The following is a 22,785-nucleotide window of genomic DNA, read 5'->3' as shown; positions in this document are numbered from 1 at the left end:
GCCCAGCTCCTCCAGGGAGGCCTGCTTGTGCTCCATGCGCAGCCGGCCGGCCGCCGCGAGGTGCTCGGGGACCTCGTCGCCGAGGATCTCCAGGGCGCGCTGGACGCGGGCGCCGGCGGCGACGGCGGCACGGGCCGAGCGGCGCAGGTTGGCGTCGTCGAAGTTGGCGAGACGGTTCGCCGTCGCCCGCACCTCGCGGCGCATCCGGCGCTCCTCCCAGGCCAGCACCGACTCATGGGCGCCCAGCCGGGTCAGCAGGGCACCGATGGCGTCGCCGTCCCGGACGACGACCCGGTCCACGCCCCGCACCTCGCGGGCCTTCGCCGCGATGGACAGCCGGCGGGCGGCGCCCACCAGCGCGAGCGCGGCCTCGGGCCCCGGGCAGGTGACCTCCAGGGAGGAGGAACGGCCGGGCTCGGTCAGCGAACCGTGTGCCAGGAAGGCGCCGCGCCAGGCCGCCTCCGCGTCGCAGGTCGCGCCGGAGACGACCTGCGGGGGCAGGCCCCGGATCGGGCGGCCGCGGCCGTCCACCAGGCCGGTCTGGCGGGCCAGCTGGTCACCGCCCGCGACCACGCGTACGACGTAGCGCGAGCCGCGGCGCAGACCGCCGGGCGCCATCACGATCAGCTCGGAGCTGTGGCCGAAGATCTCCAGGACGTCCCGCTTGAGCCGGCGGGCCGCCATCGCGGTGTCCAGCTCCGCCTCGATCACGATGCGCCCGCTCACCAGGTGAAGGCCGCCGGCGAACCGCAGGACGGCGGAGACCTCCGCCTTTCTGCAGCAGGTCCGGGTGACGGGGAGCCGGGAGATCTCGTCCTTCACCGCTGCCGTCATCGCCATGGGCCGATCCTTCCATGCATCCGAAAAATACGGTCGTACGCGGCGGCCAGCAGCTCCGGATCATGCCGCGGAGTCCCGTCGGGCCGGGCCACCGGCGCCAGCTCCACCGCGGCCCCGAACCGCTTGGCGGCGTCGGTCAGCGAGTCGCGGTCGGGCACGGCGGCCTCGTCGGCCAGCACCACGTCCAGGGCGAGTTTAGGGGCGTGTCGTCCCAAAACCTCCAAATGACGCTGCGGGGAGAAGCCCTCGGTTTCTCCCGGCTGCGGCGCCAGGTTCAGGGAGAGTACCCGGCGCGCCTTCGTCTCCGTGAGGGCGTCGAGCAGCTCCGGCACCAGCAGGTGCGGGATGACCGAGGAGAACCAGGAGCCCGGTCCCAGCACCACCCAGTCCGCGTCGAGGACGGCCGCCACCGCCTCCGGGACGGCCGGCGGGTCGTGCGGCACGAGGTGCACGGACTGCACCTCGCCGGGGGTCAGCGCGACGTTCGCCTGGCCGCGCACGGTGTCGACCTCCTCGGGCCGCTGCGGGTCGTGGCCCTTGACCAGCGCCTGGAGCTCCAGGGGCACGGCGGACATGGGCAGCACACGGCCCTGCGCGCCCAGCAGCTTGCCGACCAGGTCCAGCGCCTGGACATGGTCGCCGAGCTGCTCCCACAGGGCGACGATCAGCAGATTGCCGACCGCGTGCCCGTTGATCTCGCCCTGCGACTGGAAGCGGTGCTGGATGACCCGGGCCCAGGTCTGGCCCCAGTCGTCGTCGCCGCACAGCGCGGCCAGCGCCTTGCGCAGGTCACCGGGCGGAAGCACGCCCAGCTCGTCCCGCAGTCGGCCGCTGGAACCGCCGTCGTCGGCGACGGTGACGACGCCGGTGAGGTCGCCGGTGATCCGGCGCAGCGCCGTGAGCGAGGCGGACAGGCCCATGCCGCCGCCCAGGGCGACGACCTTGGGCTGGGTGCCGCGGCGGCGTGGCCTGCCGCCCCGGGCCTCGACCGGCCGGCCCACGCGCCCCTCGGGCGCCACCTTGCGCAGCCGGCCCAGCCGCGGAGTACGTCCTGTCATTCCCGTCCCATGTCCCGGTGCACGACCACCGTCTCCACGCCCTCGGCCGCGAGGCGCGCGGCGAGCTTCTCCGACATCGCGACCGAACGGTGCTTGCCGCCCGTACAGCCGACCGCGATGGTCACATAGCGCTTGCCCTCCCGGCGGTAGCCGGCGGCGATCATCTGGAGCAGCTCCGCGTACCGGTCGAGGAACTCCTTCGCGCCGGGCTGGTTGAGGACGTAGGACGAGACCTCCTCGTTCAGGCCGGTGAAGGGGCGCAGCTCGGGGACCCAGTGCGGGTTGGGCAGGAAGCGCATGTCCACGACCAGGTCGGCGTCGACCGGGAGGCCGTACTTGAACCCGAAGGACATGACGGTGGCCCGCAGCTCGGGCTCCTCCTCGCCGGCGAACTGGGCGTCCATCTTGGCGCGCAGCTCGTGCACGTTGAGGCTGGAGGTGTCGATCACCAGGTCGGCGTCGCCGCGCAACTCGCGCAGCAGCTCGCGTTCGGCGGCGATGCCGTCGACGATACGGCCGTCGCCCTGGAGGGGGTGCGGTCGGCGCACCGACTCGAAGCGGCGCACCAGGGCGTCGTCGGAGGACTCCAGGAAGACGATCCGCCGGGTGACGTTACGCGACGCCAGGTCGGCGAGGGACTCGCGGAGGTTGTCGAAGAAGCGCCGGCCGCGGACGTCGACGACGACCGCGATCCGCGCCACGTTGCCCTGCGAGCGGGCGCCGAGCTCCACCATGGTGGGGATGAGCGCGGGCGGGAGGTTGTCGACGACGAACCAGCCGAGGTCCTCCAGACATTTGGCGGCCGTCGAGCGGCCCGCCCCGGACATGCCGGAGATGATGACCAGCTCGGGGATGGCCGCCTCGGGGATCCCGGGCGGCGTGACGTCCGTACTCACCTGTGCTCCGTCTTCGTGACGTGTGTCGTGCTGGGTGCTGTGGGGGTCTGTGGGGTGCTGGGTGGGATCCTCGCCGGATTCCCTGGGCGCCGGCTGGGACGCCGCTGTGGGCGCCCGGCCGGGCTCGGCCGTGGGCGCCTGATCTCGCTCTGGTGTGGGCTGTGCGTCGTGCTCGGTCATCTCTCCTGCCCCCGTCGCTCTTCCGGGAGGCCCGCGGTGACGGGTTCCCCGAGGGAGCCCGCCGTCGTCTCGGGCTCCTCCTCATCCATGATCTCTCCAGTCGCCGTGTTGACGGCGGGCGCGGGCGGAGCCGTCCGGGCGAGGGCCACGGCGATCGTCTCGGCCGTCTTGCGGCCTATGCCGGGGACCTCGCAGATCTGCTCGATCGTCGCGGACCGCAGTTTCTTCAACGAGCCGAAATGCTTCAGCAGCGCCTGTTTGCGGGTCTCGCCGAGGCCCGGCACGTCGTCCAGCGGACTGGAGCGGAATCGCTTGGCCCGCTTGGTGCGCTGGTAGGTGATCGCGAAGCGGTGGGCCTCGTCGCGGACCCGCTGGAGCAGGTAGAGGCCCTCGCTGGTGCGGGGCAGGACGACCGGGTCGTCGTCGTCCGGGACCCAGACCTCCTCCAGGCGCTTGGCGAGACCGCACACCGCGATGTCGTCGATGCCCAGGTCGTCCAGGGCCCGGCGGGCGGCCGCGACCTGGGGCTGTCCACCGTCGACGACGACGAGCTGGGGCGGGTAGGCGAACCGCTTGGGGCGGCCGTCGTCCTCGGTGAGCGTACTGGCGGGGGCCTGGCCGAGGGCTTCCTCGGCGTCGGTCTCGCCGTCGGTCCACTCCCCCGTCTTCTCCTTCTCGGCGAGGTAGCGCCGGAAGCGGCGGGTGATCACCTCGTGCATGGAGCGGACGTCGTCCTGGCCCTCGAAGCCCTTGATCTGGAAGCGGCGGTACTCGCTCTTGCGGGCCAGGCCGTCCTCGAAGACGACCATGGAGGCGACGACGTCGTCGCCCTGGAGGTGCGAGATGTCGTAGCACTCGATCCGCAGCGGGGCGCTGTCCAGGTCGAGCGCCTCGGCGATCTCCTCCAGGGCACGCGAGCGCGTGGTCAGGTCGGAGGCGCGCTTGGTCTTGTGCAGGACGAGAGCCTGCTGGGCGTTGCGTTCGACGGTCTCCATCAGGGCCCGCTTGTCGCCGCGCTGCGGGACGCGCAGGGAGACGCCGGAGCCGCGGCGGCCGGTGAGCCACTCCTGGACGGGCTCCACCGGGTCGGGCAGGGCGGGGACCAGGACCTCCTTGGGCACGGCGTCGCCGGTCTCCTCGCCGTAGAGCTGCTGGAGGGCGTGTTCCACGAGGGCGCCGGTGGTGATCTCCTCGACTTTGTCGGTGACCCAGCCGCGCTGGCCGCGCACACGTCCGCCGCGGACGTGGAAGATCTGGACGGCCGCCTCCAGCTCGTCCTCGGCGACCGCGATCAGGTCGGCGTCGGTCGCGTCCGCGAGCACGACCGCGTTCTTCTCCATGGCCTTCTTCAGGGCCTCGATGTCGTCGCGCAGACGGGCGGCCCGTTCGTACTCCATCTCGTCGGCCGCCTCCATCATCTGCTTCTCCAGACGGCGGAGGTAGGTGCCGGTGCGGCCGGTCATGAAGTCGCAGAACTCGTCGGCGAGTTCGCGGTGGTCCTCGGCGGGGATCCGGCCGACGCAGGGCGCGGAGCACTTGCCGATGTAGCCGAGCAGACAGGGCCGGCCGGTGCGGGCGGCGTTCTTGAAGACGCCGGCGGAGCAGGTCCGTACCGGGAAGACCCGCAGCAGCAGGTCGACCGTGTCGCGGATCGCCCACGCGTGCGCGTACGGCCCGAAGTAGCGCACGCCCTTCTTCTTGTGGCCGCGCATCACCTGGACCCGCGGGAACTCCTCGTTCATCGTCACCGCGAGGTACGGGTAGCTCTTGTCGTCGCGGTACTTGACGTTGAACCGGGGGTCGTACTCCTTGATCCAGGAGTACTCCAGCTGGAGCGCCTCGACCTCCGTGGACACCACCGTCCACTCCACGGACGCGGCCGTGGTGACCATCGTGCGGGTGCGCGGGTGCAGTCCTGCCAGGTCCTGGAAGTAGTTCGCCAGGCGCTGGCGCAGGCTCTTCGCCTTTCCGACGTAGATCACCCGGCGGTGCTCGTCACGGAACCTGTACACCCCTGGGGAGTCCGGGATCTCACCCGGCCTGGGGCGGTAGCTGGAGGGGTCGGCCATGTCTCACACCCTACTGGCGCGGGGTGACAGTCCGGCGGGCCTGTGGACAACCACCGGGGGTGTCCCGGGCAGGGGGCGCGACGGGCGGCGCGGGGCCGTGCTCCCGCGGGGTGCGGGCGAGGGATCCGACTCGGCCGAACCGCACGGCCCGATCGGGCCTCAGGTGTTGTCGGGACTTGGTCAACACGCTTCAATGCGGGGGAACTCGGGGCCCTGAGTGGCGCCCTACGGATGTGAAGGCGCCCCCGCGCCGCCGGGAAGACCCCGGCCACCCGTGCGAACGGTCCGACCAGCCGTCGTGAGCATTCACAGAAAGGCCCCTGCATGCCGCACGCCCCACAGCACGCGGACGCCGCCCCCGACGTCGCCGCCGCGGATCTGGACGCGGCCCTGCGAGGCGGCCCCTTCCACGTGGCCCTGCGCGCCGCGATCGCCGCCCGCGGGCTGCCCCTCCAACGCGTCCAGCACCATCTGTCGCGGCACGGGGTCAAGGTCGGCGTGACGAGCCTGAGTTACTGGCAGCAGGGCGCCCGCCGTCCGCAGCGCCCCGAGTCGCTGCGGGCCGTACGGGCCCTGGAGGAGATCCTGCGCCTGCCGGACGAGTCACTGATCCGGCTGCTGACGGCGGACGACGCGGACGCGGCGGGCGGGCGGACGGCCGGCCGCTCCTACCGCTCGTTCCTGGAGGCCTCGGACGCCCTGGAGCGGCTGCTCCTCGAACTCCAGTGCCCTCCTGACGACGGACTGCACACCCTCGGTCACCACGAGCGGGTCCGCGTCGGCGCGCGCCGGGAACTGCTGGGGCGGGAGTCCCAGCACATCGTGCGCGCCCACCGCGACGGCGTCGACCGCTTCGTCGCCGTCCACCACGGCGACCCCGGGTGCGCGCCGGAGCGGATGACGGTGCACGCCCTGGAGAACTGCCGCGCGGGCCGCGTCCGCCGGCACCACGGCACCGGCGTCCTCGTGGCCGAGTTCCTCTTCGACACCCGCCTGCGGGCCGGCGACACCTTCCTCTTCCGCTACGGCATCGAGGACGGCACCGCCGGCGCCACCCGTGAGTACGCCCGTGGTTTCGGCGCCCCGGGCGGCCAGTACGCCCTGCAGATCCGGTTCCACGAGGACGCCCTTCCGGTCCGCTGCCACCGCTTCACCCAGCATTCGGCTGCCGCGCCGCGCAGCGGCCGTCAGGAGCTGGCGTTCAGCCGACGGCACCGGTCGGTCCACCTCGTCGAGCCGCGCGTGCGCGCGGGCCGGGTGGGTATCGGGTGGGACTGGGAGTGAGGGCGTCCCGGCGAGCGGTGGTGAAGGGGTACGACGGGTCGTGCGGGACGTGCGCGCCTGCGCAGGCGTGCACGTCCCGCGTGGGATGAGGTACCTTCCCGCGGCCGTCCCGCATTCCGAGAAAGGAACCGCCCTGTGATCGTCGTCGCCGGTGAGGCCCTGATCGACCTGGTACCTCAGGGCACGGGCGCCCTCGCGGAGCTGCGGCCGGCCCTCGGTGGCGGCCCCTACAACACGGCCGTGGCCCTGGGCCGTCTCGGCTCCCGGACGGCCTTCTGCTCCCGCACCTCCTTCGACGCCTTCGGCGAGGCGCTGCTGGACCGGCTGCGGGACACCGGCGTGGACGTCTCGGCCGTGCAGCGCGGCCCGGAACCGACCACCCTCGCCGTCGCCACGGTCGACGCGAACGGCTCGGCCGCCTACTCCTTCTACGTCGAGGGCACCGCCGACCGGCTCTTCTCCGTCCCGGCGGCCCTGCCCGCCGGCACCCGTGCGGTCTCCTTCGGCACCTGCTCGCTGGTCCTGGAGCCGGGCGCGAGCGCGTACGAGGAGCTGCTGCGGACGGCGGCGGGGCAGGGTCTGTTCACCACGCTCGACCCGAACATCCGGCCCGGGCTGATCCCCGACGCCGACGCCTACCGGGCGCGTTTCAAGAGCTGGCTGCCGTCGGTGTCCCTCCTCAAGCTCTCCGAGGAGGACGCCCGGTGGCTGGGCGGCACCCCGCGCGAGTGGCTGTCCGCCGGTCCCTCGGCCGTCGTGATCACACACGGCGGGGACGGGCTGACCGCCTTCACCCGCGACGGCTCCGTACACCCCGTGCCGGGCGAGAACGTCGACGTCGTGGACACCATCGGTGCCGGTGACACCGTGAACGCGGCCCTGCTGCACGGTCTGGCGGTCCAGGACACGCTGTCCCGGTCGGCGCTGGAGGCGCTGGGCGACGACGGCTGGGAACGGCTGCTGCGCTTCGCGGCACGCGCGGCGTCGATCACCTGCTCCCGGGCGGGTGCGGAACCCCCGTACGCCTCGGAAGTCGGCGCGTTCTAGGCCCTGTCGGCGGATCGGCCGCCGTCCGCCGGTGGCGGCGGGCCGCGGCGCCGGGGCCGCTGACCGTGCAAACGGACGGCGCCCCGCGGGGAGTCCCGCGGGGCGCCGTCCGTCGCGGTGGAGCGGTCGGCTCAGGCCTTGCGGGCCCGCGTCGTCGTCTTCTTGGTCGCCGCGGCCGCCTTCTTCGTCGCCGTGTTGTTGGCGGACGTCCGTGCGGTCGCCGTCTTCCTCGCGGTCGTGGCCGCGACCGTCTTCTTCGCCGCCGTCTTGCGCGGGGCCTTCACCGGTGCCGCGTCGCTGATGCGGTCCGCGCCGAGGACCTCGCGCAGGAACTTGCCGGTGTGGCTGGCCGGCACCCCGGCGACCTCCTCCGGCGTGCCCTCGGCGACGACGAGTCCGCCGCCGGCGCCGCCCTCGGGGCCCATGTCGACGACCCAGTCGGCGGTCTTGATCACATCGAGGTTGTGCTCGATGACGATGACCGTGTTGCCCTTGTCGACGAGGCCGGCGAGGACCTTCAGGAGCTTGGAGATGTCCTCGAAGTGCAGACCGGTGGTGGGCTCGTCCAGGACGTAGACCGTGCGGCCGGTGGAACGGCGCTGCAGTTCGCTGGCGAGCTTCACGCGCTGGGCCTCGCCGCCGGACAGGGTGGTCGCGGACTGGCCGAGCCGGACGTAGCCGAGGCCGACGTCCTTCAGGGTGTTCAGGTGACGGGCGATCGCGGGGACGGCCTCGAAGAACTCCGTCGCCTCCTCGATCGGCATGTTCAGGACGTCGGCGATGGACTTGCCCTTGTAGTGGACCTCCAGGGTCTCCCGGTTGTACCGGGCGCCGTGGCAGACCTCGCACGGGACGTAGACGTCCGGGAGGAAGTTCATCTCGATCTTGATGGTGCCGTCGCCCGAGCAGTTCTCGCAGCGGCCGCCCTTGACGTTGAAGGAGAAGCGGCCGGGCAGGTAGCCGCGGACCTTGGCCTCGGTCGTCTCGGCGAACAGCTTGCGAATGTGGTCGAAGACGCCGGTGTACGTGGCCGGGTTGGAGCGGGGGGTACGGCCGATGGGCGACTGGTCGACGTGCACCACCTTGTCGACGAGGTCGTCGCCGTCCACGCGCGTGTGCCGCCCGGGCACGTTCCTCGCGCCGTTGAGCTCACGCGCCAGGTGCGTGTACAGGATGTCGTTGACCAGGGTGGACTTGCCGGAGCCGGACACGCCGGTGACCGCGGTGAAGACGCCCAGCGGGAAGGAGACGTCGATGTCCTGGAGGTTGTTCTCTCGGGCACCGTGGACCGTGAGCCGTCGGGAGGGGTCCAGCGGGCGCCGGATGTCCGGCACCGGGATGGACTTCTTGCCGGACAGGTACTGCCCGGTCTGCGACTCGGCGTTGGCGAGCAGCTCCTTCAGGGAGCCGCTGTGCACGACCTTGCCGCCGTGCTCGCCGGCGCCGGGGCCGATGTCGACGACCCAGTCGGCGACCTTGATGGTGTCCTCGTCGTGCTCGACGACGATGAGCGTGTTGCCCATGTCGCGCAGCCGGACCAGGGTCTCGATCAGCCGGTGGTTGTCGCGCTGGTGCAGGCCGATGGACGGCTCGTCGAGGACGTAGAGGACGCCGACGAGGCCGGAGCCGATCTGGGTGGCCAGGCGGATGCGCTGGGCCTCGCCGCCGGAGAGGGTGCCGGCCGCGCGGTTGAGGGAGAGGTAGTCCAGGCCGACGTCGACCAGGAACCGCAGCCGCTCGTTGACCTCCTTCAGGACGCGTTCGGCGATCTTCTTGTCGCGGGCGCTCAGCTTCAGCTCGCCCAGGAAGTCCGCGCAGTCGCTGATGGACATCGCGGAGACCTCGGCGATCGACTTCTCCATGATCGTGACCGCGAGGACGATGGGCTTGAGGCGGGTGCCCTCACAGGTGGGGCAGGGCACCTCGCGCATGTAGCCCTCGAAGCGCTCGCGGCTGGCGTCGCTCTCGGCCTCGCTGTGCCGGCGCTTCACGAAGGGGACGGCGCCTTCGAAGGGCGTCGTGTAGACGCGCTCCCGGCCGTAGCGATTGCGGTAGCGGACCTCGATCTGGGTCTTGTGGCCGTGCAGGAGGGCCTTCTTGGCGCGCTGCGGCAGGCCCGCGAAGGGGATGTCCGTCCGGAATCCCAACGCGTCCGCGAGGGCGCCGATCAGACGGCCGAAGTAGTCCTTGGTGTGGCCGTGGGACCAGGGGTGGATGGCGCCCTCGTCGAGGGACTTGTCCTCGTCCGGGACGATCAGCTCGGGGTCCACCTCCATGCGCGTGCCGATGCCGGTGCACTCGGGGCAGGCGCCGAAGGGCGAGTTGAAGGAGAAGGAGCGGGGCTCCAGCTCCTCGAAGGACAGGTCGTCGTACGGGCAGTACAGGTGCTCCGAGTACATGCGCTCGCGCTCGGGGTCGCCCTCGGGGAGGTCCACGAAGTCGAGCACGACCATGCCGCCGGACAGGCCGAGGGCGGTCTCCACGGAGTCGGTGAGGCGGCGTTTGGCGGATTCCTTCACCGTGAGGCGGTCGACGACCACCTCGATGGTGTGCTTCTCCTGCTTCTTCAGCGTGGGCGGGCTGGAGAGCTGGATCGTCTCGCCGTCCACGCGCGCGCGGGAGTAGCCCTTGGTCTGGAGGTCGGCGAAGAGGTCGACGAACTCGCCCTTGCGCTCGCGCACCAGCGGCGACAGCACCTGGAAGCGGCTCCCCTCCGGCAGCTCCAGGACCTTGTCGACGATGGCCTGCGGCGACTGGCGCGAGATCGGACGGCCGCACTCGGGGCAGTGCGGCTTGCCGATGCGCGCGAAGAGCAGACGCAGGTAGTCGTAGACCTCGGTGATGGTGCCGACCGTGGAGCGCGGGTTGCGCGAGGTCGACTTCTGGTCGATGGAGACCGCCGGGGAGAGGCCCTCGATGAAGTCGACATCCGGCTTGTCCATCTGCCCGAGGAACTGGCGGGCGTACGAGGAGAGCGACTCCACGTAGCGCCGCTGGCCCTCCGCGAAGATGGTGTCGAAGGCCAGCGAGGACTTGCCCGACCCCGACAGGCCCGTGAAGACGATGAGCGAGTCGCGCGGCAGGTCGAGCGAGACATTCTTGAGGTTGTGCTCGCGCGCGCCACGGACGATGAGACGGTCGGCCACGCCGGTCCGCACCTTTCTTGAGAGAAGTGACAGGGGCGGGGCCCCCGTCCTTCTCAGACTAGGGGGAGCCACTGACAACGCCGGTCGGGATTCACCGGTTCACAACAATCCCCGGCCATCCAGCATGCCCGACGCCGCCACCGACCATATAGCACGCGCATTCGATTTGCGGGCGCGGTCCGCCTCCTTCACCCGAAGGGGTGGCGGAGCTAGGGTCAGCACCATGACTGATCACGCTCATGACCTGGCGTCTGTACGTGAAGCGACCGACCGGCTGCTCACCGCAGTCGCCAAACTGGACGACGCGTCCGTGGCCGGGCCGTCACGTCTGCCCGGCTGGACCCGGGGCCATGTCCTGGCCCACCTCGCCCGCAACGCCGACGCCCTGGTGAACGTCCTCGAGGGGCGCCCCATGTACGCCGACGCCACCGTGCGGGACGCCGACATCGAGCGGGACGCCCCGCGCCCCCTGGACGTCCAGCTCACGGACGTGCGGGAGAGCGCGGCCCGCTTCCAGGAGGCCGGCGCGGTGCCCGCCGACTGGTCGCGAACGGTGGAGCTGCGCAACGGGGTCACCGACTCCGCGGCCCGGGTGCCGTTCCGGCGCTGGGTGGAGGTCGAGCTGCACCACGTGGACCTCGGTATCGGCTATGAGCTGGAGGACCTGCCGGCTGAGTTCACCGAGCGGGAGATCGAGTTCCTCGCCGAGCGCTTCAGCGGCCACCCGGAGGTGCCGCCGACCCGCGTCACGGACGGCACGCGCGCGTGGCGCACCGGGCGGGCGGCGGACGGCCCCGAGGTGACCGTCACCGGGTCCGGCGCCGACCTCCTGGGGTGGCTCGCGGGACGTCGCGACGGGTCGGCGCTGACCGTCGCCGGCGGACCCCTCCCGGCCCTCCCCCCGCTATAGGCTGGCCGGCATGACGTACAGCGGACAGGTGCGGGTCGGCGGCCCGGCGGACGTGCACGAGCTGAAGGACCTGATGATCACCAAGATCGCGGTCGGTCCGATGGAGAACAACGCCTATCTGCTGCGGTGCCGGGGCACGGACGAGCAGCTGCTGATCGACGCGGCCAACGACGCCGGGACGCTCCTCGGCATGATCGGTGACGACGGCATCGCGTCCGTCGTCACCACCCACCGGCACCCCGACCACTGGCAGGCGCTCGCCGAGGTCGTCGCGGCCACGCGCGCGCGTACGTACGCCGGCCGGGAGGACGCCGAGGGCATCCCCGTTCCGACCGACGTCCTGGTCGACGACGGCGACGTCGTCCGGGTGGGCAACGTGGAACTCACCGCGCGCCATCTGGTCGGGCACACGCCGGGCTCGATCGCGCTGGTCTACGACGACCCGCACGGCCACCCGCACGTGTTCACGGGCGACTGCCTCTTCCCGGGCGGCGTGGGCAACACCCGCAAGGACCCCGAGGCCTTCGCCAGCCTGATCCACGACGTCGAGACGAAGATCTTCGACGTGCTCCCGGACGAGACCTGGGTCTACCCGGGACACGGCAACGACACCACGCTGGGCGCCGAGCGCCCCCACCTGCCGGAGTGGCACGCGCGCGGGTGGTGAGCCGGGGCGCGCGTCACCGCACGCGCGCCCCGTGTGAATGGCGTGCACGCGCTGGTGGGCCACGCGCGCTCCCCCCGCGCTTGGTTGCGCGGTCAACTGGTTGTAGCCCCGCGCGGGAAGACGGCTCCCGCTCGGAATGGGCCGCCGGTCCCCGTTCCCCGCCCTCGACCGGCGGCCCAGGCGCGTTCTCCGCGACCGCGTTCACAGAGCCGCAACACCCGTTCCCACCATGCGGACAGACGCTGGCGCGACCTCGACAAACGGGGCGTTCACTGTCACTCTCCCGCCATGCCTCCTGCCCCTCGTGTCCCGCGCCGCGCCACCGCCGGCGTCACCTTGGTCCTCCTCGCCACCGCCGTCGGCTGCGCTCCGCAGCCGGAGGAGAAGGCGACCGCCGCGCCGTCCAGCGGATCGACCGGGAACGCCTGCGCCAAGGGCGAGTTGGCCACCAAGACCTCCGGCAAGCTGACGATCGCCACCGACACGCCCGCGTACGAGCCGTGGTTCAAGGACGACAAGCCCGCCAACGGGCAGGGCTTCGAGTCGGCGGTGGCGTACGCCGTCGCCGAGCAGCTCGGTTACGACAAGAGCGCCGTCGTCTGGCAGAGCGTGCCGTTCAACAAGGCCTTCGCGCCGGGTGAGAAGACGTTCGACTTCGACATCAACCAGGTGTCGATCAGCGACGAGCGCAAGAAGGCCGTCGACTTCTCGTCGGGCTACTACGACGTGCGCCAGGCGGTCATCGCGCTGAAGGGCTCGAAGGCCGCGAGCGCGAAGAGCATCGCGGACCTCAAGGGCCTCAAGCTGGGCGCCCAGGTCGGCACGACGAGCCTGAACTACATCGACGACGTGGTGAAGCCGACGCGGGCCGCCGCCGTCTACGCCAAGAACGACCAGGCCAAGTCGGCGCTGAGGAACGGTCAGGTGGACGCCGTCGTCACCGACCTGCCGACCGCCTTCTACATCACCGCGGCCGAGGTGACCGACGGCACGATCGTCGGCCAGTTCGAGAACCGGGGCGGGACACCGGAGCAGTTCGGGCTCGTGCTCGACAAGGGCAGCGCGCTCACCCCCTGCGTCACGGCCGCCGTGGACGCCCTGCGCGCGAACGGCACCCTCGCGAGGATCGAGCAGCAGTGGCTGTCCGACGCCGTCGACGCCCCGGTGCTCAAGTGACGGTCGTCAAGGAGGAGTCCGGCCCGGAGGACGCGGACGACAGAGGTGATCTGTCCCAGGACGGCCAGGGCGGTGCGGGCGACGGGTACGTGCCCTCCCGGCGGCGGCTGGAACGCGAGCGGTACCGGCGCGCGCGTGCCCGCCGCGCCACGGCGATCGCCGCGCTCTCGACCCTCGTCACGGCCGTCGTCCTGTACCTGGTCGTCGTCGGCGCGCCCGGCTGGCCGCGCACCAAGGAGACGTTCTTCAACGGGCAGTACGCGCGCGAGGCGTTACCGAAGGTCCTGGAGGGCCTCTGGCTGAACGTCCGGCTGCTGCTCGTCTGCGGCGCGGCCGTCCTGGTCCTGGGCATGCTCATCGCCGTGGCCCGCACCCTGCGCGGACCGGTGTTCTTCCCGTTGCGCGTGCTGGCGGCGGCGTACACGGACTTCTTCCGCGGTCTGCCGCTGATCATCAACCTGATGATCGTGGTGCTGGGCGTCCCGGCGCTGCGGCTCCAGGGCGTGACGGTCGATCCGGTGCTCCTGGGCGGTACGGCGCTGACCCTGACGTACTCCGCGTACGTCGCCGAGGTGTTCCGCGCCGGCATCGAGTCCGTGCACCCCTCGCAGCGCGCGGCGGCCCGCTCGCTGGGCCTGAGCAACCGGCAGGCGCTGCGCCACGTCGTGCTGCCGCAGGCCGTGCGCCGCCAGGTGCCGCCGCTGTTGAACGACCTGGTGTCGCTGCAGAAGGACACCGGCCTGGTGTCGATCGGCGGTGCCGTCGACGCCGTGCGCGCCGCGGACATCATCGTGGGCCGCAGCCTCAACTACACGCCGTACATCGTCGCGGGGCTGGTCTTCGTGGCGCTCACCATCCCGATGACACGGTTCACGGACTGGGTGACGGCCCGGATGGACCGTCAGCGGGCCCAGGGAGGAACGACATGAGCGACGCGTCCGCTTCCCCCGGCGGCGCCCCCGTGCTGCGGATGGAGTCCGTCCGCAAGACCTTCGGCGGTTCCGTCGTCCTACGGGACGTCGATCTGGAGGTCGCCCCGCACACGGTGACCGCGCTGATCGGCGCCTCCGGCTCCGGCAAGTCCACGCTGCTGCGCTGCGCCAACCTGCTGGAGGACATCGACGACGGCGCGATCTGGCTGGACGGCGAGGAGATCACCGATCCTCGCGTGGACCAGGACGCGGTACGGCGCCGTATCGGCGTGGTTTTCCAGGCGTACAACCTGTTTCCGCACATGACCGTGTTGGAGAACATCACGCTGGCCCCGCGCCGGGTGCACGGCGTCGCCCGCGCGGAGGCCGAGGAACGTGCCCGGGAGCTGCTGGAGCGGCTCGGGCTGGGCGGGAGGGCCGGCGAGTACCCCGACCGGCTCAGCGGCGGCCAGCAGCAGCGCGTCGCCATCGTGCGCGCCCTGGCCGTACGGCCCCGGCTGCTGCTGCTCGACGAGATCACCGCGGCCCTGGACCCGGAGCTGGTGGGCGAGGTCCTGAACGTGGTCCGCGATCTGAAGGACGACGGCATGACCATGGTGCTGGCCACGCACGAGATGGGCTTCGCGCGGGAGGTCGCCGACCAAGTTTGTTTTCTGGACGGAGGGGTGGTGCTGGAGCGGGGCACCGCCGAGCAGGTCTTCGGCGACCCGCGGCAGGAGCACACCCGGCGCTTCCTGCGGCGGATCGTGGAGGCCGGCCGTCTGTAGGCCCGGGCGGAACCGCTACGCGTCCGCCTGGCCCGCGCCCGCCAGCGCGGCGACCCGCTCGACGCCGAAGACGTAGCCCTGGACGCCGCACCCCGCGATGACGCCGTCGGCGCGCAGGGAGACGTACGAGTGGTGCCGGAAGGCCTCGCGCCGGTGGATGTTGGAGATGTGGACCTCGATCACCGGCAGGCCGTCACAGGTGTTGAGGGCGTCCAGGATCGCGACCGACGTGTGCGAGTACGCGCCCGGGTTGATCACGATCCCGCAGTGGTTCAGCCGCGCCTCGTGGATCCAGTCGACGAGTTCGCCCTCGTGGTTGGACTGCCGCAGGTCCACCGTGCCGCCGTGCGCGGCCGCCGCCTTGGCGCACATGGCCTCGACGTCGGCGAGCGTGTCGGATCCGTAGATCTCCGGCTGGCGCTGCCCCAGGAGGTTCAGGTTGGGGCCGTTGAGAATCATGATCGGGGCGTTGGCCAGGGTGCGGGGCACGGTTCCTCCGGTCCGTTCGGCGGGAGCGGTCCGTCGGGAGACCGCGGCTCGACCCCGGTTTATCACGGTGCGGACGGGAGGCGGGACGACTTACCCTCCCGGCATGACGCCCCCCTCGTACCCGCCCAAACCCTCGCCGGGCGACCGTGTCGCCGTGATCTCGCCCTCCAGCGGACTGCCCGGGCTCTTCCCGCGTCCCTACGAGCTGGGCCTGCGGCGACTGCGCGAGGAGTTCGGTCTGGAACCGGTGGAGTACCCGGCGAGCCGGAAGATGGGCTCGACGCCGCAGCAGCGGGCCGACGACATCCACGCGGCCTTCGCCGACCCGGACATCAAGGCGGTCTTCGCGTCGACCGGCGGAGACGACCAGATCACCGTCCTGCCGCTGCTGGACCGGCAGTTGCTCCGGGCCAACCCGAAGCCCTTCTTCGGCATGAGCGACAACACGAACCTGCTGGTCTATCTCTACAACACCGGCATCGTCGGCTACCACGGCGCGAGCGTGATGATCGAGCTCGGACGTCCCGTGGCCATGCATCCGCACACCGCCGAGTCCGTGCGGGCGGCCCTGTTCACCTCGGGCCCCTACGAACTGCGGCCCGCGGACCGCTGGAACGACGTCAACGGCGACTGGGCCGACCCGGCGACCTTCGAGACGGAGCCGGGGAGCCGGCCGGGCACCGGATGGACCTGGCTGAACGCCGACCGTGTGGTGGAGGGCCGCAGCTGGGGCGGCAACCTGGAGATCCTCTCCTGGCTGCTGGCGGCCGACCGGGAGATCGCGCACGACCTGTCGGTGTACGACGGTGGCGTGCTGTTCCTGGAGACCTCGGAGGAGTTGCCGAGCGGCACGGAGGCCTTCCGGATCCTGCGCACCATGGGCGAGCGCGGCCTGCTGCGGCGCTTCCCGGCGCTGCTGATGGGCCGGGCCAAGACCTGGGACTTCGCGCGCCCCAACAGCCCCGAGGAGGGCGCGCGGTACGCCGCCGAACAGCGCGAGGCGGTGCAACGGGCGCTGCGCACGTACGCCCCCGACACCCTGACCGTCTTCGACGTGGACCTCGGCCACACGGACCCGCAACTCGTCCTCCCCTACGGCGGCACGATCCGCGTCGACGGCCCGGCGCGGCGCATCACCGTCACGTACTGAGCCGGCCGTCGCGAGGTACCGGCCCGGCCGCACGTCAGGAGTGGCCGGGCCGCATGTCACGAGGCGCCGCGCGGCCGCCCGTAACCGCTTGTGGTCATGGGTGGTTGACGCGTCATGCACGACGTTCGCACCCCCACAAGGGCGCCCTCCATGCCACGGCTCGCGGCCGCCTCGCTCGCCGGGACGGCCATCGAGTTCTACGACTTCTTCGTCTACGGCACCGCGGCCGCCCTGGTCCTAGGCCCGCTGTTCTTCCCCACGTTCTCGCCCCTGGCGGGGACCCTGGCCGCCTTCGGCACGTTCGGCGTGGGCTTCGTCGCACGGCCGCTGGGATCCGTGCTCTTCGGGCACGTCGGGGACCGGCACGGACGCCGGCCGGTGCTCGTCGTCTCCCTGTTGCTGACCGGCGCCTCGACGGTCGCGGTCGGGTGCGTCCCGACGTACGACACGATCGGGGTGGCCGCGCCCGTACTGCTGCTCGTGCTGCGTTTTCTGCAGGGGCTGGGGCTGGGCGGGGAGTGGGGCGGGGCGGTGCTGCTGACCGCCGAGCACGCGCCCGCCGACCGGCGCGGGCTGTGGACGAGCTTCCCGCAGGTCGGACCGGCGGTGGGCTTCGTGCTCGCCAACGGCGCGATGCTGGTGCTGTCCGCCACGCTCACCGAGGCCCAGTTCGCGGGCTGGGGGTGGCGGGTGCCGTTCTGGGCGGCCGGAGCGCTGGCCCTGCTCGGGCTGTGGCTGCGGTCGTCGCTCCCCGAGAGCCCGCGGTTCCTGGAGATCGACGACCACGCGCGCGTGCCGCTCGCCGAGGTGGTCCGCTCGCACTGGCGGCTCGTCCTGCTGACCGCGGGGGCCCTCGCCGTGGGGTACGCGATCTTCTACGCGGTGACGACGTGGTCCCTGGCCTACGCCACCGAGCGGCTCGGGGTGAGCCGCACCGTCATGCTGGCCTGCATCATGGCCGCGGTGGTGGTGAAGGGGGCGCTGACGCCTCTGGCGGCCCTGCTCGGTGACCGTTTCGGCAGGCGTCCGCTGTGCCTCGTGGGGTGCGCGGCGGCCGCGTTGTGGATGTTCCCGATGGTCGCGCTGCTGGCGACCGGCCGGCCGCTGCCGATGTTCCTGGGCTTCCTGGGGGCGCTGGTCTCCTTCGTCACGATGTTCGCGGTGATCGCCGCGTATCTGCCGGAGCTGTACGAGCCGCGTGTGCGGTGCACGGGCGCGGCGGTCGGCTACAACCTCGGCGGTGTCCTCGGTGGCGCGCTCACCCCGATCGCGGCGACGGCCCTCGCGGAGCAGGGGGGCCGTGTCCCCTGGGGCGTCGGCGCCTACCTGACCGGCATCGCCCTTCTCAGCCTCGGCTGCTTCGCCCTGCTGCCGGAGACCCGGCCGACGGGGGTGGCGGTGCCGGAGGCGGCCGTGGGGTGAGAAGGCGGTGGCGGCGGGGTGAGCCGCCGGTGGGTGGCGGGCGCTGCGCTACGGGTTGATCGCCAGTTCCAGGTAGGCCGCAACAGCACCAGATGCACCCCGCCCTGGAGCGGTGTCCCCCGGCCTGGCACGACCGTCAGGGAGCTGACCACGACCGTCGGTGCCAGCAGCACCATGTGGATCGCGCCGAGGCCGAGGACGAGCGGGCCGGAGAGCCAGACGGAGGCCAGGGCGACGGCGGGGATGGTCAGGCCGATACTGGCCATCGCGGAGCCGAGCGCGAGACGGTCACGGCGAGCGGAGCGCAGTGCGGCGATGGTCTCGGGGAGCAGCACGAGCAGCGCGATGATCACACCGACGACGGCGTGGCGCAGCCCGGCCGCCTCCACCCCGGACTCGATCGTGGGCGAGACGCCCTTGGCGAGGCCCACCACGCCGATCAGAGCCATGCCGAGGGTCCGGAACATGCCGTCCCGGACGGCCGCCGGCGCGGCCCGCCAGGCGCTCGTTCAGCTCTTCGGCCAGTGCCCGCACGTCGTCGATGCGGTCGGTCTCGAAGTCGATGATCTGCACGGACTTCGTCGATGTGCCCATGGTGACCTCCACCCGGTCGTGACGCCCCCGGGCGGGTGCGCCTCCGCACCAACGAAGCACCGGAAGCGGTGACCGGCGATTCGCCGAGCACCGCTTCCGGGGGTGGTTCTTCCTACGTCGTGCGTGGTCAGACGTCGATGCTGTCCTTCGGAGCGCCTTCGCTCGCGCTCTGCGCCTCCTCGGCCGCCTCCTGCTTGCGGGACGCCCGCAGGCTGGTGATCGTGGTGACGATCAGGACGGAGCAGATGACGCCGAGCGAGACCGGGATGCTGATCTCGGGGACGTGGACCCCGGACTCGTGCAGCGCGTGCAGCACCAGCTTGACGCCGATGAAGCCGAGGATGATCGACAGGCCGTAGCTGAGGTGGACCAGCTTCTTCAGCAGGCCGCCGATGAGGAAGTACAGCTGCCGCAGACCCATCAGAGCAAACGCGTTGGCCGTGAAGACGATGTACGGGTCCTGCGTGAGGCCGAAGATCGCGGGGATGGAGTCCAGGGCGAAGAGCACGTCGGTGGTGCCGATCGCGAGCATGACGACCAGCATCGGCGTCATGACCCGCTTGCCGTTCTGCTCGATCCACAGCTTGGTGCCGTGGTAGCGGTCGGCGACCCCGAACCGGCGCTCGGCGGCCTTGAGCAGCTTGTTCTCCTCGTAGTCCTCGTCCTCCTCGTCGGCCCGGGCCTCCTGGATGAGCTTCCAGGCGGTCCAGATCAGGAAGGCGCCGAAGAGGTAGAAGACCCACGAGAAGCTGGCGAGGATCGCGGCACCCGCGGCGATGAAGATCGCCCGCAGGACCAGGGCTATGAGCACGCCGATGAGCAGGACCCGCTGCTGGTACTGCGACGGGACCGCGAACTTCGCCATGATCAGGACGAAGACGAAGAGGTTGTCGACGCTCAGCGACTTCTCGGTGATGAAGCCGGCGAAGAACTCACCGGCCGGCTGACCGCCGCCGAAGACGAGCAGTCCGAGCCCGAAGAGTGCGGCCAGGACGATCCAGACGACCGTCCAGATGCCGGCTTCCTTGATAGATACGTCGTGCGGCTTGCGACCGATGAAGAAGTCGACCGCGATGAGGGCGGCAAGGCCCACGATGGTGAGGACCCACAGGCCCACGGAAACATCCACTGCGCCTCCGGCAGTACGTAACGGCAGGTAATCAGCGTCGTCGCGCTGCCGGAGGTCTCTTCCACCCCGGGTCCCGGTGCGCAGTGCGCGCATGGAACCACACGGGCCGACGCCCCGGGATCTGGCCTGATCCGTATTGACGGGTACGCCGCAGCAGACAGGGAGTACTCCCCTCCGTAGGAAAGACAGTACCCCAATCACCAAGGATTGGTAAAGCGATTGGCAAAAGAAAGCTCAAAACACCTGGTCAGGGCCGCTTTACGGATACTTGGTGAAGGTGTGGTGGAGGTGCGCCGAGGTGGCCCAGGTCACGGACGCCGAGCCGCCGCGACCTGGGCGAGGACCTGGTGCAGCACCTGGCTCCCGGGCGGCACGAGCGCCGGCTCGTACGTCCAGGCATGCCCCACCCAGGGGTCGGCCAGGTGGTCGTCGGCGACCGGCGTCAGCCGCATCAGCCCGCGCCACAGCGGGTCCAGCAACGGACCGTAACCGGCGGCGTCCTCCCGGTCGGCGACCATCATCAGGTGGACGCCGACCGACGGGCCCTCGTCGGCGAGATAGCGCAGCTGGGTCACGGCGCGGTCGTCGAAGCCGTGCGGGAAGTCGTTGATCACCAGGAGCTGCTGGGAGGTGTCGAAGCCGGGCGGGAGCGAATCGGCCGCGCCGCCGCGCACCGCCATCTGCACCAGGTCGACGCGCTGCGTGAGCCGGCTCAGGACGTCCGCCACACCGGCCGCGCCGACGGCCGGCGGAGCCGCGAGCACGCCGCTCTGCGCGAGCGGTGCGAGCGCCTGCGCGCCCGAGCCCGCCGGGTCGATGACGTGCACGGTGAACTCGCCCGCCGGATGCACCGCGAGCAGTCGGGCCGTGTGCGCCACGGCCGCGTCCAGAGCGAGGCGGCGCAGCTCGTGGGAGTCGGCGAAGGTGCCGTCGGAGGAGCCCGTCCGCCCGCTGTCGATCCACAGGCCCCGCTCGAGCGGCAGGCGCATCAGCATCGGTATGCGCAGCCGGTCACTCTCCGGCAGGTGGAGGTCGCCCAGGCGCAGGGCCATGGGCATCTCCATGGGCACCCGGTAGCCCTGCCACACCGGGTTGTCCCAGCGCGCGTAGGCAGGGGGCAGAGCGGGCTCGACGACGTCGGCCTCGGCGGCGAGCTGGGCAAGGTCGCGGTCCAGAACCTGCCGGGCCTGGTCCACGAGCTGGGTGTGCTTGGCTCGAGCCGCCTCCCGGGCGGCGTCGCCCTGGCCGCCGATCCGGCTGCGCGGGTCGGACAGGACCTCGTCGAGTTCCTTCTCCATACGCGTGTCGGCGAAGTCGACGGCACTGCGGTACGCGGCCGCGGTGCGGGCCAGGTCCTCGAACATGCCCCAGACCTGGTTGTAGAGGCGCTCCTCCATGGACCAGCCGGTCGCGTCCCCCGCGACGGGCCGAGGGGGCTGCCCGGGCTGGGCCGGGGGCGCGGTCGGCGGGGGCGGCGGAGGGGTGTTGCGCCGACGCGGGTGGCTGTAGTCGATCGGGCCGCCGGCCGTGGGCGGGGACGGCGGTGTCGGCGGGGTGGTGGCCGACGGCGTGGGTCCTGCGGTGTAGCCCTGCGGCGTCTGGGTGCTGTGACCGCCCTGGGTCGCCCCGTACGGGCCCGTGCCGCCCTGTCCGCCGTACGGGGAACCGCTCTGGTCCGGGCCGAGCGCGGAGGTGGCCGCCTGACGCGAGCGGTCACCGTCGGCCGTGTGCGGCGGCGGTGTCGCCACCGAGCGGGCCACGCCCTGTGCCACGGCTTCGTGGACAGCGGCCGCGAGCTGCCGCGCCTGCGGCAGGCCCTGGTCGGTGAAGAGTTCGGCGAGGCCTCCGGCGTAGCCCTGGCCGACCGCGCGCACCTTCCAGGCTCCCTGGCGCCGGTACAACTCCAGGGCGACGACGGCCGATTCGGCGTCCAGGCCGGTCAGGGTGTAGCTGGCGATCTCCGTGCCGTCGAGGGCGGTGACGGCGACGAAGGGAGAGGCGAGGGAGCCGAAGCTCAGCGGTGCCCCGGCGGTCATGGGCAGGGCGAGCAGCACGCTGACGCGGTGCACGGCCTCCGCGACGGCGTCCAGGTCCACCGCGAGCCGGTGATCGGCGGCCGGCTGCCGGGAGACCTCCAGGCCGGGCAGGGTGGGTGCGCCCGGGTGGGCCACCCACTCCACGCCGTGGATCTTGCCGTTCTCGTCGCTGAGCGCGGCCGCGGCCACGATCGGCGTGCCGGCCGAGATCCTGATCTCGAGGCGGACCTGGGAGAGCGGGTGGTTCTGCCCCCGCACCAGCTCGGCCGTCATCGCCTGTCGTCCCCCTGTGTCGCGTGTGGTGTTGTGGTGTGCCGCTCGCCCGGTCGGCTACAGCGCCGGCAGGATCGCGGGCATCAGGTCCTGGAAGGTCCGGCCGTTCGCCGGGGCGCCCAGGGCCGTCATGTTCCAGCCGCTGCCGACGCGGTGGACCTTGGCCATGATCTGCGCGGTGTAGGCGCCGCCGCCGGCGAGCGTGTAGCGCGCGAGCTCCTGGCCGTTGGTCTCGTCGACCAGGCGGCAGAACGCGTTCTGCACCTCCTGGAAGGTCTGGCCCGTGAAGGAGTTCACGGTGAAGACGATCTGGTCGATGTGGACCGGGACGCGGCTCAGGTCGACGAGGATCGCCTCGTCGTCGCCGCCCTGGCCCACGCCGCCGACGAGGTTGTCACCGGTGTGCCGGACGGAGCCGTCGTCGCTCACCAGGTGACGGAAGAAGACGACGTCGACCGGCTGCTTGTCCGCGAACAGCACGGCGGAGGCGTCGAGGTCGATCTCCCGGGTGCGGGAGCCGAACAGGCCGCGCCGGGGGGCCGCCTGCCAGCCGAGACCCATGCGCACCGCGGTCAGGCTGCCTCCGTCGTTCTTCTGCAGACTGATGGCCTGACCCTTGGTCATGTTGACGGTCACGCGCTGATTCCCCTCTCGAGCTGTCCCCTGTTGCCGCGAACCCGCGGTTGACGAAAACCCTACGCAAGGGCACTGACAGTGCCG

18 protein-coding genes and 1 pseudogene are annotated in these 22,785 nt (G+C 71.6%); 9 read left to right on the top strand and 10 right to left on the bottom strand.

Annotated elements, in window-relative coordinates; genetic code table 11:
• From whiA to uvrC, 4 genes are all read right to left on the bottom strand, one after another.
• A partial coding sequence (gene whiA / locus ALMP_RS24255) for a DNA-binding protein WhiA (protein WP_264931649.1) occupies positions 1 to 840 on the bottom strand: 840 nt, incomplete at its 3' end.
• Entirely contained in the window at positions 831 to 1,898 is a 1,068-nt protein-coding gene (yvcK, locus tag ALMP_RS24250; RefSeq protein WP_264931646.1) for a uridine diphosphate-N-acetylglucosamine-binding protein YvcK, read from the bottom strand. The genes whiA and yvcK, both read right to left, overlap by 10 nt.
• Positions 1,895 to 2,974, bottom strand: coding sequence for an RNase adapter RapZ (gene rapZ / locus ALMP_RS24245; protein ID WP_264931644.1), 1,080 nt, complete (start codon positions 2,972 to 2,974; stop codon positions 1,895 to 1,897). The genes yvcK and rapZ overlap by 4 nt, the downstream gene beginning before the upstream one ends.
• A complete protein-coding gene (uvrC, locus tag ALMP_RS24240) occupies positions 2,971 to 5,043 on the bottom strand; it encodes an excinuclease ABC subunit UvrC (protein WP_264931642.1) in 2,073 nt (690 codons plus the stop codon). Before uvrC ends, rapZ begins: the two co-directional genes overlap by 4 nt.
• Positions 5,044 to 5,367: 324 nt before the next feature.
• On the opposite strand from uvrC, the gene ALMP_RS24235 reads away from it, so the two are divergent.
• Both ALMP_RS24235 and ALMP_RS24230 read left to right on the top strand, forming a co-directional pair.
• A complete protein-coding gene (locus tag ALMP_RS24235; RefSeq protein WP_264931640.1) occupies positions 5,368 to 6,327 on the top strand; it encodes a hypothetical protein in 960 nt (319 codons plus the stop codon).
• A 135-nt stretch (positions 6,328 to 6,462) separates the two neighbouring features.
• Positions 6,463 to 7,374 (top strand): carbohydrate kinase, encoded by a 912-nt coding sequence (locus tag ALMP_RS24230; protein ID WP_264931638.1) that lies wholly within the window; start codon positions 6,463 to 6,465, stop codon positions 7,372 to 7,374.
• Between the two features lie 131 nt (positions 7,375 to 7,505).
• On the opposite strand, the gene uvrA is transcribed toward ALMP_RS24230, so the two are convergent.
• Entirely contained in the window at positions 7,506 to 10,520 is a 3,015-nt protein-coding gene (gene uvrA / locus ALMP_RS24225) for an excinuclease ABC subunit UvrA (RefSeq protein ID WP_264931636.1), read from the bottom strand.
• Between the two features lie 223 nt (positions 10,521 to 10,743).
• Here uvrA and ALMP_RS24220 point away from each other — a divergent pair, with 223 nt between their 5' ends.
• From ALMP_RS24220 to ALMP_RS24200, 5 genes are all read left to right on the top strand, one after another.
• Positions 10,744 to 11,430, top strand: a complete 687-nt coding sequence (locus ALMP_RS24220) for a maleylpyruvate isomerase family mycothiol-dependent enzyme (protein ID WP_264931635.1) — start codon at positions 10,744 to 10,746, stop codon at positions 11,428 to 11,430.
• 10 nt (positions 11,431 to 11,440) lie between these two features.
• On the top strand, positions 11,441 to 12,097 hold the full coding sequence (locus ALMP_RS24215) for an MBL fold metallo-hydrolase (protein ID WP_264931633.1): 657 nt from the start codon (positions 11,441 to 11,443) through the stop codon (positions 12,095 to 12,097).
• 288 nt (positions 12,098 to 12,385) lie between these two features.
• Positions 12,386 to 13,273, top strand: a complete 888-nt coding sequence (locus tag ALMP_RS24210; RefSeq protein WP_264931631.1) for an ABC transporter substrate-binding protein — start codon at positions 12,386 to 12,388, stop codon at positions 13,271 to 13,273.
• Positions 13,270 to 14,202, top strand: a complete 933-nt coding sequence (locus tag ALMP_RS24205; RefSeq protein WP_264931629.1) for an amino acid ABC transporter permease — start codon at positions 13,270 to 13,272, stop codon at positions 14,200 to 14,202. Before ALMP_RS24210 ends, ALMP_RS24205 begins: the two co-directional genes overlap by 4 nt.
• On the top strand, positions 14,199 to 14,972 hold the full coding sequence (locus ALMP_RS24200; RefSeq protein WP_264931627.1) for an amino acid ABC transporter ATP-binding protein: 774 nt from the start codon (positions 14,199 to 14,201) through the stop codon (positions 14,970 to 14,972). Before ALMP_RS24205 ends, ALMP_RS24200 begins: the two co-directional genes overlap by 4 nt.
• Positions 14,973 to 14,987: 15 nt before the next feature.
• Here ALMP_RS24200 and aroQ read toward each other — a convergent pair whose 3' ends face one another.
• Positions 14,988 to 15,461, bottom strand: coding sequence for a type II 3-dehydroquinate dehydratase (gene aroQ / locus ALMP_RS24195; protein ID WP_264931625.1), 474 nt, complete (start codon positions 15,459 to 15,461; stop codon positions 14,988 to 14,990).
• A 103-nt stretch (positions 15,462 to 15,564) separates the two neighbouring features.
• Between aroQ and ALMP_RS24190 the strand changes: the two genes are divergently transcribed.
• On the top strand, positions 15,565 to 16,611 hold the full coding sequence (locus ALMP_RS24190) for a S66 peptidase family protein (protein ID WP_264931623.1): 1,047 nt from the start codon (positions 15,565 to 15,567) through the stop codon (positions 16,609 to 16,611).
• Between the two features lie 150 nt (positions 16,612 to 16,761).
• Positions 16,762 to 18,033, top strand: coding sequence for an MFS transporter (locus ALMP_RS24185; RefSeq protein WP_264931621.1), 1,272 nt, complete (start codon positions 16,762 to 16,764; stop codon positions 18,031 to 18,033).
• Between the two features lie 48 nt (positions 18,034 to 18,081).
• Here ALMP_RS24185 and ALMP_RS24180 read toward each other — a convergent pair.
• The 4 genes and pseudogenes from ALMP_RS24180 to ALMP_RS24165 form a co-directional block, all read right to left on the bottom strand.
• Positions 18,082 to 18,488, bottom strand: a pseudogene (locus ALMP_RS24180) (ionic transporter y4hA); the annotation flags it as partial.
• 266 nt (positions 18,489 to 18,754) lie between these two features.
• Positions 18,755 to 19,756, bottom strand: coding sequence for a TerC/Alx family metal homeostasis membrane protein (locus ALMP_RS24175; RefSeq protein ID WP_264931619.1), 1,002 nt, complete (start codon positions 19,754 to 19,756; stop codon positions 18,755 to 18,757).
• Between the two features lie 308 nt (positions 19,757 to 20,064).
• Positions 20,065 to 22,065 carry a TerD family protein gene (locus tag ALMP_RS24170; protein ID WP_264931618.1) on the bottom strand — a complete coding sequence of 667 codons (2,001 nt, stop codon included), beginning with the start codon at positions 22,063 to 22,065 and terminating at the stop codon, positions 20,065 to 20,067.
• 57 nt (positions 22,066 to 22,122) lie between these two features.
• Positions 22,123 to 22,701, bottom strand: coding sequence for a TerD family protein (locus ALMP_RS24165; protein WP_264931616.1), 579 nt, complete (start codon positions 22,699 to 22,701; stop codon positions 22,123 to 22,125).
• Positions 22,702 to 22,785 lie beyond the last annotated feature (84 nt).

Origin of the sequence: Streptomyces sp. A012304, assembly GCF_026008495.1 — a bacterium.
Classification (GTDB): Bacteria; Actinomycetota; Actinomycetes; order Streptomycetales; family Streptomycetaceae; genus Streptomyces.
The sequence above is the reverse complement of the archived record's forward strand: the minus strand, read 5'-3'. Positions and strand labels throughout refer to the sequence as shown.

Coding starts and splice junctions, on each gene's coding strand:
- ALMP_RS24220 (WP_264931635.1), top strand. CDS start 10,744: ATGACTGATCACGCTCATGACCTGGCGTCTGTACGTGAAGCGACCGAC.
- yvcK (WP_264931646.1), bottom strand. CDS start 1,898: ATGACAGGACGTACTCCGCGGCTGGGCCGGCTGCGCAAGGTGGCGCCC.
- ALMP_RS24170 (WP_264931618.1), bottom strand. CDS start 22,065: ATGACGGCCGAGCTGGTGCGGGGGCAGAACCACCCGCTCTCCCAGGTC.
- ALMP_RS24210 (WP_264931631.1), top strand. CDS start 12,386: ATGCCTCCTGCCCCTCGTGTCCCGCGCCGCGCCACCGCCGGCGTCACC.
- ALMP_RS24235 (WP_264931640.1), top strand. CDS start 5,368: ATGCCGCACGCCCCACAGCACGCGGACGCCGCCCCCGACGTCGCCGCC.
- ALMP_RS24185 (WP_264931621.1), top strand. CDS start 16,762: ATGCCACGGCTCGCGGCCGCCTCGCTCGCCGGGACGGCCATCGAGTTC.
- ALMP_RS24190 (WP_264931623.1), top strand. CDS start 15,565: ATGACGCCCCCCTCGTACCCGCCCAAACCCTCGCCGGGCGACCGTGTC.
- ALMP_RS24200 (WP_264931627.1), top strand. CDS start 14,199: ATGAGCGACGCGTCCGCTTCCCCCGGCGGCGCCCCCGTGCTGCGGATG.
- ALMP_RS24215 (WP_264931633.1), top strand. CDS start 11,441: ATGACGTACAGCGGACAGGTGCGGGTCGGCGGCCCGGCGGACGTGCAC.
- rapZ (WP_264931644.1), bottom strand. CDS start 2,974: ATGACCGAGCACGACGCACAGCCCACACCAGAGCGAGATCAGGCGCCC.
- uvrC (WP_264931642.1), bottom strand. CDS start 5,043: ATGGCCGACCCCTCCAGCTACCGCCCCAGGCCGGGTGAGATCCCGGAC.